Origin of the sequence: Pseudomonas fitomaticsae (genome assembly GCF_021018765.1) — a bacterium.
In the GTDB taxonomy this organism is placed as follows: Bacteria; Pseudomonadota; Gammaproteobacteria; order Pseudomonadales; family Pseudomonadaceae; genus Aquipseudomonas; species Aquipseudomonas fitomaticsae.
Window position 1 is genome coordinate 4,621,773 of the sequence record NZ_CP075567.1, and the last position, 13,588, is coordinate 4,635,360.

Below are 13,588 nucleotides of genomic sequence, written 5' to 3' on the forward strand. Positions count from 1 at the left end.
CAATCAGCCCAGGGGCGGATCAATCTTCGCGGTAGCGACGCAGTTTCAGCTGTTTGCCGGCAACGCGAGTGTCCTTCAATTTGGTCAGGAGTTTGTCCAGACCATCTTCCGGCAGCTCGACGAGGCTGAAGCTGTCACGCACCTGGATGCGACCGATGGCTTCACGTGCCAGACCACCTTCGTTGAGGATGGCGCCCAGCAGGTTTTTCGCCGCGATACCGTCACGCGCGCCCAGCGCGGTACGGCAACGGGCACGGCCTTCACCCAAAGGCATTGGCGCACGACGCTCGCGGTCACCACGGTCCGGACGATCACCCGAACGCTCAGGACGGTCGCCACGTGGCGCGCTGTTCGGCACCAGTGGACGTTCCTTCTCGATCGCTGCCAGGTTCAGCGCCTGACCATTGGTGGCTTTGCGCAGCAGTGCGGCAGCCAGGGCACGCGGGGTGCAACCGATGTCGGCGGTCAGGCGATCCAGCAGGTCACCGTGAGTCGATTCGGCGTCAGCCACCAGCGGCGACAGGCTGTTGGTCAGTTTCTTGATGCGGGCATCGAGAACGGCCTGGGCGTCCGGCAGACGCACTTCGGCAACTTTCTGACCGGTCACACGCTCGATTACCTGCAGCATGCGGCGCTCACGCGGAGTCACCAGCAGCAGCGCGCGGCCTTCGCGACCGGCACGGCCGGTACGGCCGATACGGTGCACGTAGGATTCCGGATCGTACGGCATGTCCACGTTGAAAACGTGGGTGATGCGCGGAACGTCCAGACCACGGGCGGCAACGTCGGTCGCCACAACGATGTCCAGACGGCCATCTTTCAGCGAGTCGATGACGCGCTCACGCTGGTTCTGGGCGATGTCGCCGTTCAACGCGGCGGCTTTGTAGCCTTTGGCGTCGAGGGCGCTGGCCAGATCCAGGGTCGCTTGCTTGGTGCGCACGAACATGATCAGAGCGTCGAAATCTTCCACTTCCAGCAAGCTGAGAACGGCAGAGGTCTTCTGGTCAGCGTGAACCAACAGGTGAGCCTGTTCGATCGCGGTAACGGTCTGGGTCTTGCTCTGGATCTTCACATGCTTTGGATCGCGCAGGTGACGCTCGGCGATGGCACGGATCGATTGCGGCAGGGTCGCCGAGAACAATACGGTCTGACGGGTTTCCGGCATGGCCTTGAAGATGACTTCGAGGTCGTCCATGAAGCCCAGTTTGAGCATTTCGTCTGCTTCGTCGAGAACCAGGTGGTTCACGGTCTGCAGCACTTTTTCGTCGCGACGCAGGTGGTCGCACAGACGGCCCGGAGTGGCGACAACGATCTGTGCGCCATTACGGATTGCTTTCAATTGTGGGCCCATCGGCGCGCCGCCGTAGACAGCCACAACAGTCACGCCCGGCATTTGCTTGGCGTAGGTTTCGAAAGCGGTTGCAACTTGCAGCGCCAACTCACGAGTTGGGGCCAGGATCAGAGCTTGCGGCTCGCGCTTGGACGGATCAATGCGGTGCAGGATAGGCAGGGCAAAGGCAGCGGTTTTACCGGTACCGGTTTGCGCCTGACCAATCATATCGTGACCGGCGAGGATGATCGGGATCGACTGCTGCTGAATGGCCGAAGGCTCTTCATAGCCGGTAGCGACTACTGCAGCGACAATATTGGGATGAAGTTCAAGAGCGGCGAAGCCGCCGATTTCCTGGGTCATGGGTCTGCCTCTAAGTGCATCCGCAAAGACCCATGCTCCAAAGCTGCACATGCCGTGTTGAGACTCAAGAGTCGCCCTGGCAGCTTTGTCGGCGGGGATTTGCGAAAACGAATGAATGAAAAAGAATCGTCAAGGAAGAGCCCGCAGTGCGGACGTGCAGCCGAAGCTGACTTCGGGGAATTGCGCTACCTAAACGCGGCCCGGTTAAAGGCCGGCGCGCACTATACCGGAATTTGCCCAAAAAGGGAGCTTTTTTTATCGGCGAAATACAGTTGTCACCGCTGTGTAACGGGGTTTTGCGGATAATCGGGCAAAGGTCTACTTTTCAAAGACCCCGGCCCTGCGGGCGATGGCGCTTAAACGATTCACCGATGTGCGGCATCTGGTCGCTGCACCCTTTCTTCCCCTGCGAGGAAACACCCATGAATCAGCCCTGCCCCGGCCGCGTGAGCCGTGCGCGCCACGGTCACGTGCATTTGATCGGCCTGGACCGCGCCGCCAAGCGCAATGCCTTCGACCTCGACCTGCTCAACGACCTGGCATTGGCCTACGGTGAATTCGAGGCCGACCGCGACGCACGCGTGGCGGTGGTGTTCGGGCATGGCGAGCATTTCACCGCCGGGCTCGATCTGGTGAATGCCAGTTCCGCCCTCGCCCAGGGGTGGCAGGTGCCGCCCGGCGGTTGCGATCCATGGGGCGTATTCGTCGGACCGCGGGTCAGCAAACCGGTGATCGTGGCCGCGCAGGGTTATTGCCTGACCATCGGCATAGAGTTGATGCTCGCCGCTGACATCAACCTGTGCGCCAGCAACACCCGCTTCGCCCAAATGGAAGTGCAGCGTGGGATCTTTCCGTTCGGCGGCGCGACATTGCGCTTTCATCAGATCGCCGGCTGGGGCAATGCCATGCGCTGGTTGCTGACCGGTGACGAATTCGATGCCCACGATGCGTTGCGTCTGGGATTGGTGCAGGAGGTCATGGCCAGCGAGGATCTGCTGCCGCGCGCCATCGAACTGGCCGAACGGATTGCCCGGCAGGCGCCGCTGGGCGTGCAGGCGACGCTGATGTCGGCGCGTCAGGCGCGCTATGAAGGCGAGACCGCAGCGGCTAAGAGCTTGCCGCCGCTGGTGAAGAAGTTGTTGGCCACTGAGGACGCGAAGGAAGGTGTGCGCTCGCTGGTGGAGCGCAGACCGGGGGTCTTCAAGGGCATCTGAGACTCAGGTCGCAGGGCGAATCGCCTTGATCAACGACGCCAGCGAATAACCCAACTGCGGCGCCAGCGCTTCGGCCCGTGCGGTCAGCGCCTGCATATCCAGCACCTGATCGAGATCCGCCGGCACGATCAGAATCACGTTGCCCTCCTTCACCGGCAGTTCCCAGTAATGCCGATGATAGAGCCCGCGCAACAGCGCCGCCCCTAACGGTTTGCCGTCATCGGTAGCCCACTGGTTAATGATCAGCCAGCCGCCAGGATTCAGACGTTTCTGACAATCGCCGAGGAAATTCCACGCAAGGTGCCCAGCGCCGGGGCCGACATCGGTGTAAAGGTCAACGAAGATCAGATCCGCAGGTTCGGCCGTCGGCAGCAGTTCAATTGCATCGCCGACACGAATATACAGCCGCGGATCGTCATCCAGCCCGAGGTATTCGATGGCCAGACGCGGTACGTCGGGGCGCAGCTCGATGGCTTCGACGTCTTCCAGCGGCAGGAACTTGAGGCAGGCCTGGGTCAGCGTTCCCGCGCCCAGCCCGAGGAACAGCGCGCTCTCCGGTTGCTCATGGCACAGCGCGCCTATCAGCATCGCCCGGGTGTAGTCGTACTCCAGCCAGCTCGGGTCGGCGGTAAACACGCAGCTTTGCTCGATCGCATCGCCGAACTCCAGAAAGCGGTAGTCGGCCACTTCCAGCACGCGAATCACGCCGAACTCATCCTGTACCTCGGCGAGCAACAGCTCGACGCGCTCCTCAGTCATTTCGTCTCCTGGTGGTCACCGGGCGCGGTGACGCGATGGCACCGCTGTGGTGCCGTGGCAAAGCGGCGATTGTCGGCGAAGCGGCGGGAGCAGGTCACGCACTAATTACTGCTAACATGGCCGTCCGTGCGTAGAACCTTAGAGACCGTGATGAGCCAACCCTGGAGCCCTGACAGCTGGCGCGCCCTGCCGATCCAGCAACAACCCCAATACCCCGACGCCGCGCATCTGCGCCAGGTCGAGCAGACGTTGGCCAGCTATCCGCCGCTGGTGTTTGCCGGCGAAGCGCGCGAGCTGCGTCGTCAGTTTGCCGAAGTCACCCAGGGCCGGGCGTTCCTGCTGCAGGGCGGCGACTGCGCGGAAAGCTTCGCCGAGTTCTCCGCCGCAAAGATCCGCGACACCTTTAAAGTGTTGCTGCAAATGGCGATCGTCATGACCTTCGCTGCCGGTTGCCCGGTAGTCAAGGTCGGGCGCATGGCCGGCCAGTTCGCCAAGCCGCGCTCGGCCAACGACGAGACCATCGACGGCGTGACCCTGCCGGCCTACCGCGGCGACATCGTCAACGGCATCGGTTTCGACTCGGCCAGCCGCGTGCCGGACCCGGAGCGTCTGCTGCAGTCCTATCACCAGTCCACCGCCACCCTCAACCTGCTGCGCGCCTTCGCCCAGGGCGGTTTTGCCGACCTGCATCAGGTGCACAAGTGGAACCTGGACTTCATCGCCAACTCGGCGCTAGCGGAGAAGTACAGCCACCTCGCCGACCGCATCGATGAGACCCTGGCGTTCATGCGCGCCTGCGGCATGGACAGCTCGCCGCAACTGCGCGAAACCAGTTTCTTCACCGCCCACGAAGCGCTGCTGCTGAACTACGAAGAAGCCTTCGTACGCCGCGACAGCCTGACCAACGATTACTACGATTGCTCGGCGCACATGCTGTGGATCGGCGACCGCACCCGACAGCTCGACGGCGCCCACGTCGAATTCCTGCGCGGGGTGAACAACCCGATCGGGGTGAAAGTCGGCCCGAGCATGAACCCCGACGACCTGATCCGCCTGATCGACGTGCTCAACCCGGACAACGATCCGGGTCGTCTGAACCTGATCGCGCGGATGGGTGCGAACAAGGTCGGCGATCACCTGCCGGCGCTGATTCGCGCGGTGCAGCGCGAAGGCAAGCAGGTGCTGTGGAGCTCCGACCCGATGCACGGCAACACGATCAAGGCCAGCAGCGGCTACAAGACCCGCGACTTCGCGCAGATCCTTGGCGAGGTGAAGCAGTTCTTCCAGGTTCACGAAGCGGAAGGCAGCTACGCCGGCGGCATCCACATCGAGATGACCGGGCAGAACGTCACCGAGTGCATCGGTGGTGCGCGGCCGATCACTGAAGATGGCTTGTCGGATCGCTACCACACCCATTGCGACCCACGGATGAATGCCGACCAGTCGCTGGAACTGGCGTTCTTGATTGCCGAGACGTTGAAACAGGTCAAACGCTAAATCGCGAGGGCGCTGGCTCAGTCAATTTGAGCCAGCGCCATCCGCAACCTCCCCGCACTTTCACGCTGGCAATTGAGCTGCACCTGCTCAAGCCCCAACCAGTCCGCCATGCGCCGCAAGTTCAGCGCCAGCGCCAGCATCCCCGCGTCATCCAGTCCGGTTTCCTCCTCGTGTACCGCATGCACTGCCAGGCGCCCCGCTGCTCGTTCGGCGCGCAGGTCAACTCGCGCGGCAATCCGTTCATTGTGCAGGAACGGCAACACGTAATAGCCGTAGACCCGTTTGTCCTGCGGCGTGTAGATCTCCAGCCGATAGCGGAAATCGAATAGCCGCTCGGTTCGACTGCGCTCCCAGATCAGTGAGTCGAACGGCGACAGCAATGCACTGGCCTCGACCTTGCGCGGAATTTTCTGCTCGGGCAGGCAGTAAGCAATCTGGCGCCAACCGGCGACTTCGCAGGCAAGCAGTTGCCCGTCCTCGACCAGTTCGGCCAGACGCGGGCGGGCATCGGAAGGATTCAGTCGGAAGTAATCACGCAGGTCTTTTTCCGTGCCGACACCCAGCGCCTGCGCTGCATGCAGCAGCAAACCGCGCTGCGCCTCGGCCTCATCGGGCAATGGCTGTTGCAGCACGGAAGCCGGAATCACCCGCTCGGGCAAGTCGTACAATCGCTCGAAACCACGGCGTCCGGCGACGGTGACTTCGCCAGCGGCGAACAACCATTCCAGCGCGTGCTTTTCCGCACTCCAGTCCCACCACGGCCCGGCCTTTTCCTCGCGGGTCGACAGGCTGCCGGCGCCCAGTGCGCCCTGCTCTTCGACCGACGCTAATACCCGGCGAATGGTGTCCTGCTGCTCGCGACCGAACCGCGCCAGTTGCTGATAAATGTCTTCACCGCGTTTGGCCCGCTGCATGCGCCAGCCCATCAGCGGGTACATCGACAGCGGCAGCAACGACGCTTCATGGCCCCAGTATTCGAACAGCGAACGACGTCGCCCCGAACTCCAGGCAGCCTGGTCGAGCAAGTCAGCAGAATAGGAACCGAGACGGGAAAACAGCGGCAGGTAGTGCGAGCGCACCACGGCGTTGACGGAGTCGATCTGCAACAGGCCGAGACGTTCGATCAGCCGGTTGAGGTGCATCGCCTTGACAGCCGGCGGCTGGCGCCCGTGAAACCCTTGGGCAGCCAGTGCCAGACGTCGAGCCTGTTTAAGGGAAAAGGACAATGTCGCGGGCATGTGTACCTCCATGTCTGCTCGCAACCTACCTCACTACAAAGGGGTTTGTGTAGCGATGGCCTCATCATTTATGCATCGGATCGTCCCAGAACGGCCGCACCGATTCATGTTCGACATCGGCACGACTGACCCCGATGTCCTTCAACGCTTCGTCGCTCAGACTGGCAAGCAACTCGCGTTCGCGGTGAAGTTCGTACCAGCGGCTAAACTTGTGCAGCAGATCGGAAATCAGATGGACCGGCACTCTTTCATCGCTCACATACAGTTTTTGACCTTTCATCGTGTTGCCCTCCTTTAGGGATGGCTCAAGTCTCGCGCTGGCGCTACGATCAATCCAACGAATGTTTCTGATGGCATGCATCACGGAGATTCATCAATTGTCGGCGTACCCCAGTATCGATACCGATGTCCTGCGCACCTTTGTCGCGATTGCCGATCAGGGCGGTTTTACCCGTGCCGGCGAAATGGTCAACCGCACTCAATCGGCGGTGAGCATGCAGATGAAGCGTCTGGAAGAGGACGTGTTGCAGCGCCAGTTGTTCGAGCGCGACGGGCGTCAGGTGCGCCTGACCGCCGAAGGCCAGGTGTTGCTCGGTTATGCGCGGCGCATCCTGAAATTGCACAGCGAAGTGTTCAACACCCTGCGCGAACCACACATGGTCGGCACGGTGCGGATCGGCACGCCGGACGATTACGTGATGCGGTTTCTGCCGGGAATCCTGTCACGCTTCGCGCAGTTCTATCCGCTGATCCAGATCGAAGTGCATTGCGAGTCAACCAAACAATTGCTGCAGCGCACGGACCTGGATCTGTCGATCGTCACCCGCGAGCCGGGCAACGAGATTGGCCAGTTGCTGCGCAAGGAGCGCTTCGTCTGGGCCGAGGCGCAGAATTTCAGCGCCCACGAACAAACGCCGTTGCCGCTGGCGATGTTCAACAGTGATTGCTTCTGTCGCCTGTGGGCCTGCAACGCGCTGGACGCGATGGGCCGTGAATACCGGATTGCCTACAACAGCACCAGCCTGTCGGCGCTAATGGCGGTGGTGAGCGCGGGTCTGGCGATCACCGCGCAACTGGAAAGCCTGATCACCCCGGACCTGCGGATTCTCGGGGCCGCCGAAGATCTGCCGCTGTTGCCCGAGGCCAGCATCATGCTGATCCGCAACCTCAACAATCCCTCGCCGATCACCGAATGCCTGGCCGAGCACATCGTCGAAGGCTTCAAACTTTAAAGGCGAGCATCACCGCGCACAGCACCAGGAACCCGCAGAACAGCCCGCGCAGGAGTTTTTCCGGCATCGCGTGGGCCACCTTCACGCCCCAACTGATGCTGGCCAGGCCGCCGATGGCCAGCGGTAGCCCAATCATCCAGTCCACCTCATGGTGCACGGCGTACGTCACCAGCGTAACGCCGGTGCTCGGCAACGCCAAAGCCAGCGACAGGCCCTGAGCAACCACCTGAGTGGTACCGAACAGGCTGGTCAGCACCGGCGTCGCCACCACCGCCCCGCCGACACCGAACAAGCCGCCCATAGTGCCCGACGCCGCGCCGAGCACGCCCAGCCATGGCCATGAATATCGCATCTCGGAGGTCGCCGCCGGACGCGCGCCGAACATACGCACCAGGTTGTAGGCCGACAATGCCACGAGGAACGCGACAAAGCCGATGCGCATGGTTTGCGCGTCGATGCCTACGGCCCAGATCGAGCCGATCCACGCGAAACAGAAACCCATCACCGCCAGCGGCAACGCATGGCGGAGTTCGATGCGATTACGCTGGTGATAACGCCACAGCGCCAGCATCACGTTCGGTACTACCATCACCAGCGCCGTGCCTTGGGCGATCTGCTGATCGAGCCCGAACCAGACGCCCAAAAGCGGAATGGCGATCAAGCCACCACCGATGCCGAAGATCCCACCCAGCGTGCCGAGGGCGGCGCCAAACAACAGGTACAGCAAAAACTCGATCACAGCAGAATTCCTCAAACGTCAGGCGACTCATCCTACGCAGTCGGCGCTGGCACGGAAACGCACAGCAACGCACAATGGCTGTGCCAAATCCGCATAGGCACTGAGCTGATTCATGAATCCCAATCAATTGACCGAACAACTCGGGCTGTTTCTCGATGTACTCGAGAGCGGCAGCTTTTCTGCGGCTTCGCGCCGGCATCCGCTGACGCCATCTGCCGTTGCCCGGCGCATCGACAGTCTGGAAAGCGCGGTCGGCAGCCAGTTGTTCATCCGCAGCACTCACGCGGTACGCGCCACGCCGGCGGGTCTGGCGTTTGCCGAACGAGCGCGACGGATCGTTGCCGAACTGCAACTGGCCCGAGCTGAAGCGGTGTCTCTGAGCAGCGCGCCGGAGGGTCTGATTCGGGTGGATGCGCCGGCGGCCTTCGGGCGTCGGCATCTGGCGCCGGTGATTGCCGACTTTCTGGTGCTGTATCCGGGGCTGGATGTGCAACTGCATCTGATCGACAGCTTCGTCGACATGGACGGTTCGAACCTGGGCAAGGTCGATCTGGTGTTACGGGCCGGGCAGATGGCTGACACCCGATTGGTCGCTACACCGTTGGCGAGCATGGTGCGCATCGCTTGCGCCAGTCCCGACTATCTCAAGCGCCGGGGCGTTCCGAGCGAGCCTGCCCAATTGGGCGAACACGACGGTCTCGACTGGGACGGTCTCGCCCCGCCCTTCGCCTGGCGTTTCGAACAGGACGGGCAAATGCAATTGCACCGCCCGGCGCGGGTGCGCATGAGCGCCAACAACGCCGAGGCGTTGGTTTGCGGTGCGCTCGCGGGACTCGGGATCGCGCATCTGCCGACCTGGCTGGCCAGCGAGTACCTGTTGCGTGGCGAATTGTTGCCACTGTTCTGCGAAAACGGCCTGCCGAAACCGGAGAGCACCGGCATCTATGCGCTGCGGCTGGAGCAACAGGCCAGCTCCCGCAGCCGCCTGCTGCTGGAATACCTCAAGACCCGGTTCAGCCCCGTGCCGCCGTGGGATCTGGCCCTGCAACGTGAGCTGGGCCGGCACTGACCGACTCGCCACCGGGCACAATTGTCTGGCGCATTAAAGATTCGAGCGCTAGATTCATCTGCATCACCGTTCAAGGCACCGACATGACCACCGACCGCGACACCCCCGATCACTGCGAAGACCTGCTGCTCGACAATCAGGCCTGCTTCGCCCTGCATTCCACTTCGCTGATGATGACCAAGGTCTACAAGCCGCTGTTGCAAGCGCTTGGCCTGACGTATCCGCAATACCTGGCGATGATGGTGCTGTGGGAGAAGGATGGTTTGACCGTCGGAGAAATCAGCACGCGCCTGCTGACCGATCCGGGTTCGCTGACCCCGCTGCTCAAGCGGCTGGAAGGTGAAGGTTTGCTCAGCCGAACCCGCAGCCGGGAGGATGAACGGGTGGTGATCGTTGAACTGACGGCCCAGGGACGCGCCTTGAAAGACAAGGCGCGAACCGTTCCGCAATGCATCCTGGGGGCCAGTGGCTTCACGCTGGGGCGCCTGCAAAACCTGCAAGCCGAGTTGCAGGCCTTGCGCGGTCATTTGCAGGACAGCCTCGCTTAAGACTCCCCCTTTCCTGTGGGCGCAGCCTTGCGCCTGCAGGCGTATCGCACCTTCCCCGCTTATCCCCGAAAAATTTTCTTCTCGTTTTACATTCAAAAAAAACCTTCTATATCAAAATCTTGAGATCACAACTCAGCCCGACCCAAGCACCGAATCGCGCTTTCTTCAAAAATTTATCTTGCGCGCTAAATATTAGCGAAGTACATTTATCTCGCACCTAGTTAGCGCGCAAACAATTAGCGCAACAAACCACACTTAATGAGGCTCACACCATGCAAACTCTCTACACCGCAATCGCAACCTCCACTGGCGGCCGTGACGGTCGTGCGATCTCCAGCGACAACATCCTCGACGTCAAACTTGCCACTCCGAAAGAACTCGGCGGTGCCGGTGGCGCGGCCACCAACCCTGAGCAACTGTTCGCCGCCGGCTACTCGGCCTGCTTCATCGGCGCCCTGAAATTCGTCGCCAGCCAGACCAAACGCAAAATCCCGGACGACGCTTCGATCACCGCTCACGTCGGCATCGGCCAGATTCCTGGCGGCTTCGGTCTGGACATCGACCTGCACATCAGCCTGCCGGGCCTGGAACAGGCTGACGCACAAAGCCTGGTCGACGCTGCCCACCAGGTCTGCCCGTACTCCAACGCCACTCGCGGCAACGTCGATGTGCGTCTGCACGTCACCGTGTAATCACTGACACTCAGGCCCGTACAGGAAATGAACATGAACACTTTCAGCAAAGTCTTGACCGGTACCCTTCTCGCCCTGTCCATCCACAGCGCATTTGCCGGGGAGGTTGAACACAACACCCAGGCGTTTCTCGATGTGCTGAATGCCGGCACCGGCAAACCGATGGAACAGATGACGCCCAAGGATGCCCGCGCCGTGCTGACCGGCGCGCAGTCCGGGGTCAAACTGACGCTGCCCAAAGCGGACGTCAGCGAGAGGACCATCCAGGTCGATGGCCAACCGTTGAGCCTGACCATCGTCCGGCCGGCCGGGGTCAAGGGCGAACTGCCGGTGTTCATGTTCTTCCACGGCGGCGGCTGGGTGCTGGGGGATTTCCCGACCCACGAACGTCTGGTGCGGGATCTGGTGGTCGGCTCGGGTGCGGCGGCGGTGTTCGTCAACTACACCCCTTCGCCGGAAGCGCATTACCCGGTGGCGATCAACCAGGCTTACGCCGCGACCAAATGGGTGGCCGAACACGGCAAAGAGATCAACGTCGACGGCAAGCGTCTGGCGGTGGCGGGCAACAGCGTCGGCGGCAACATGGCGGCAGTCGTCGCCTTGATGGCCAAGGACAAAGGCACCCCGGCGATCAAATTCCAGGTGCTGCTGTGGCCGGTGACCGATGCCAGTTTCGACACCGGCTCGTATAACCAGTACGCCGAGGGGCACTTCCTCACTCGCAACATGATGAAGTGGTTCTGGGACAACTACACCACCGACGCCAACCAGCGGAACGAGATCTACGCCTCGCCGCTGCGGGCCACGACCGCGCAATTGAAAGGTCTGCCGCCTGCGCTGGTGCAGACTGCGGGGGCTGACGTGCTGCGTGACGAAGGTGAAGCCTATGCCCGCAAACTCGACGAAGCTGGCGTGCCGGTGACCTCGGTGCGCTACAACGGCATGATCCACGACTACGGTTTGCTCAACGTGGTCAGCCAGGTGCCGGCGGTGCGCTCGGCGATGCTGCAGGCCTCGGAAGAACTGAAACAGCACCTGAAGAAGTAATTTTCATCAGGCACAAAAAAGCCCGACTCAATGGTCGGGCTTTTTCTTTCCGCAAAAACCAGTGCTTATTTGGCACGGCCTTTGTAGGAACCGCCTTCGCGGGTATCGATCTCGATCATGTCGCCGATTTCGATGAAGTCAGCAACCGACAGCTCGGTACCGTTCTTCAGTTTGGCAGGCTTCATCACCTTGCCGGAAGTGTCGCCGCGAGCGGAACCTTCGGTGTAGTCAACCTGACGCACGATGGTGGTCGGCAGCTCTACGGAAACCAGACGACCTTCGAAGAATACGGCTTCGCAAACGTCGGTCATGCCTTCTTCCACGAATGGCAGAACGCTTTCGATGTCTTCGGCGTTCAGCTCGTACATGGTGTAGTCGGTGGTGTCCATGAACGTGTAGGAGTCACCGCTGATGAAGGACAGGGTCGCTTCTTTGCGATCCAGGATCACGTCGTCCAGCTTGTCGTCCGCACCGTAAACGGTTTCGGTCTTGTAACCGGTCAGCAGGTTCTTCAGCTTGGTCTTCATGATCGCGCTGTTACGGCCCGATTTGGTGAATTCAGCTTTCTGAACCAGCCAAGGATCGTTGTCGATACGGATCACGGTACCGGGTTTGAGTTCTTTACCAGTTTTCATTGCGAATATCCGAATTTGGATGGGATTTACAAAAATCTAGGCCGCGTATCATATCCAATTTCGGTAAAACTGTACCAGCGCCGTCGCAAGATCCGCCTGCAAGGCCTGTTCCAGACACCACGCGCGGGCATTTTCCTGCAGTTCTGGCCAGTGTTTGCGGGCCTCAAGCCAGTGGTCGCCGATAGGCCGCCCGGCACTCCAGGCCCGCCAGAGACCGTTCATCGCCTCGGCGGCAGCGGGCGAAAGGCGTTTTGTGTAGAGCGCAAGGAAGGCGTCGAGCTTGTCCAGATGAATGTCTTCGTCCTGCTGATAGATGTGCCACAGCATCGGCCGGCCCGCCCATTGCGCCCGGACGAACGAGTCCTCGCCGCGCACCGCGTTGAAATCGCAGCACCAGAGCAATTGATCGTATTGATCCTGCCGGACGAACGGCAGCACCTGCACGGTCAGCGCCTGACGAACATGCGTCGCCCCGATCGCCAGCGATTCGACCCCGAGCCATCGGGCGACATCGCCGAGAATCCGCCCTTCCGGCACCAGCAGATGAGTAGGCGTCGAGTCAGCGGCGAGCACATCCAGCCAGCTGGCGAGTCCGGCATTCTCGTAGGCAAACAGCGAGATCAATTGCGCACCGGGTGCAGGATCGATCCCCAGACCGTGCAGGAATTGTCGCTGCGCCTCGGGATCCTGCTGAAACTGCTGACGCCGCTCCAGCAAACCGCTCTCACGCAATAGGCCACCGGTGCCCGGCTGGAATCCCGGAAAGAAAAAGTACTTCTGCACCGACTTGTACTTCACCGACGGCAACCCGTGGCAGCCGACCACCCAGTCTTCAGCGCTGAGGTAGTCGAGGTTCATCCACAACGGCGGCTTTTCCCGTGCGGCCATGGCGTCCATGTAGACACTCGGCAACTGGCAGGCAAACGCGGCGATCACCACGTCGGCCGCCTCCACCTCCTGCCATTCTGCTGGCCAGTGCCGGACTTCGACGCCCTGCTGCCATTGCTGATCGAGGCTAATGTCGATTTCGGGGCAGAGGCGTTCGAAGGCGCGCAGGTCATCGACCCACAGCCGCACCGTCATTGCCTGCTCGCTGACCAGTTGCCGGGCCAGGCGCCAGGTCACGCCGATGTCGCCGTAGTTGTCAACGACCGTACAAAAAATGTCCCAGCGGGTGTTCAGTGGCGGCATTCAAGGCTCCCGTTGGCAAAAGCGCCGATTGTCC

The 13,588-nt window shown here is 61.4% G+C and carries 14 protein-coding genes; 7 read left to right on the forward strand and 7 right to left on the reverse strand.

What is annotated here, in order from left to right:
• Positions 1-19: 19 nt before the first annotated feature.
• Positions 20-1,693 carry a DEAD/DEAH box helicase gene (locus KJY40_RS20695; protein WP_007955707.1) on the reverse strand — a complete coding sequence of 558 codons (1,674 nt, stop codon included), beginning with the start codon at positions 1,691-1,693 and terminating at the stop codon, positions 20-22.
• Positions 1,694-2,115: 422 nt separating this feature from the next.
• Between KJY40_RS20695 and KJY40_RS20700 the strand changes: the two genes are divergently transcribed.
• The gene (locus KJY40_RS20700) at positions 2,116-2,907 is read left to right on the forward strand and encodes a crotonase/enoyl-CoA hydratase family protein (RefSeq protein ID WP_230732420.1); all 792 of its coding nucleotides are present in this window, start codon (positions 2,116-2,118) and stop codon (positions 2,905-2,907) included.
• A gap of 3 nt (positions 2,908-2,910) precedes the next feature.
• Here KJY40_RS20700 and KJY40_RS20705 read toward each other — a convergent pair whose 3' ends face one another.
• Positions 2,911-3,666, reverse strand: coding sequence for a spermidine synthase (locus tag KJY40_RS20705; protein WP_230732421.1), 756 nt, complete (start codon positions 3,664-3,666; stop codon positions 2,911-2,913).
• A 150-nt stretch (positions 3,667-3,816) separates the two neighbouring features.
• Here KJY40_RS20705 and KJY40_RS20710 point away from each other — a divergent pair, with 150 nt between their 5' ends.
• Positions 3,817-5,163: a class II 3-deoxy-7-phosphoheptulonate synthase gene (locus tag KJY40_RS20710; protein ID WP_007955704.1), complete on the forward strand. Its 1,347-nt coding sequence runs from the start codon at positions 3,817-3,819 to the stop codon at positions 5,161-5,163.
• Between the two features lie 17 nt (positions 5,164-5,180).
• Here the strand turns inward: KJY40_RS20710 and KJY40_RS20715 are convergent, their stop codons facing one another.
• A complete protein-coding gene (locus tag KJY40_RS20715; RefSeq protein ID WP_230732422.1) occupies positions 5,181-6,401 on the reverse strand; it encodes a winged helix-turn-helix domain-containing protein in 1,221 nt (406 codons plus the stop codon).
• 64 nt (positions 6,402-6,465) lie between these two features.
• Positions 6,466-6,681 carry a DUF1127 domain-containing protein gene (locus tag KJY40_RS20720; protein WP_007955702.1) on the reverse strand — a complete coding sequence of 72 codons (216 nt, stop codon included), beginning with the start codon at positions 6,679-6,681 and terminating at the stop codon, positions 6,466-6,468.
• A gap of 97 nt (positions 6,682-6,778) precedes the next feature.
• Between KJY40_RS20720 and KJY40_RS20725 the strand changes: the two genes are divergently transcribed.
• The gene (locus KJY40_RS20725; RefSeq protein ID WP_007955701.1) at positions 6,779-7,633 is read left to right on the forward strand and encodes a LysR substrate-binding domain-containing protein; all 855 of its coding nucleotides are present in this window, start codon (positions 6,779-6,781) and stop codon (positions 7,631-7,633) included.
• Here the strand turns inward: KJY40_RS20725 and KJY40_RS20730 are convergent.
• On the reverse strand, positions 7,623-8,372 hold the full coding sequence (locus KJY40_RS20730) for a sulfite exporter TauE/SafE family protein (protein ID WP_085744971.1): 750 nt from the start codon (positions 8,370-8,372) through the stop codon (positions 7,623-7,625). The genes KJY40_RS20725 and KJY40_RS20730 overlap by 11 nt on opposite strands.
• 112 nt (positions 8,373-8,484) lie before the next feature.
• Between KJY40_RS20730 and KJY40_RS20735 the strand changes: the two genes are divergently transcribed.
• The 4 genes from KJY40_RS20735 (at position 8,485) to KJY40_RS20750 (ending at position 11,728) form a co-directional block, all read left to right on the forward strand.
• On the forward strand, positions 8,485-9,441 hold the full coding sequence (locus KJY40_RS20735; protein ID WP_096821073.1) for a LysR family transcriptional regulator: 957 nt from the start codon (positions 8,485-8,487) through the stop codon (positions 9,439-9,441).
• Positions 9,442-9,524: 83 nt separating this feature from the next.
• The gene (locus tag KJY40_RS20740) at positions 9,525-9,989 is read left to right on the forward strand and encodes a MarR family winged helix-turn-helix transcriptional regulator (RefSeq protein WP_230732423.1); all 465 of its coding nucleotides are present in this window, start codon (positions 9,525-9,527) and stop codon (positions 9,987-9,989) included.
• Positions 9,990-10,261: 272 nt separating this feature from the next.
• Complete coding sequence (locus KJY40_RS20745) at positions 10,262-10,681, forward strand: organic hydroperoxide resistance protein (RefSeq protein WP_034155242.1); 420 nt, start codon at positions 10,262-10,264, stop codon at positions 10,679-10,681.
• Positions 10,682-10,714: 33 nt separating this feature from the next.
• On the forward strand, positions 10,715-11,728 hold the full coding sequence (locus tag KJY40_RS20750; RefSeq protein WP_230732425.1) for an alpha/beta hydrolase: 1,014 nt from the start codon (positions 10,715-10,717) through the stop codon (positions 11,726-11,728).
• Between the two features lie 65 nt (positions 11,729-11,793).
• Here KJY40_RS20750 and KJY40_RS20755 read toward each other — a convergent pair whose 3' ends face one another.
• Together KJY40_RS20755 and earP are read right to left on the reverse strand one after the other, a co-directional pair.
• Entirely contained in the window at positions 11,794-12,363 is a 570-nt protein-coding gene (locus KJY40_RS20755) for an elongation factor P (RefSeq protein ID WP_007955690.1), read from the reverse strand.
• Between the two features lie 48 nt (positions 12,364-12,411).
• A complete protein-coding gene (gene earP, locus KJY40_RS20760; RefSeq protein ID WP_230732426.1) occupies positions 12,412-13,554 on the reverse strand; it encodes an elongation factor P maturation arginine rhamnosyltransferase EarP in 1,143 nt (380 codons plus the stop codon).
• Positions 13,555-13,588: the final 34 nt, after the last annotated feature.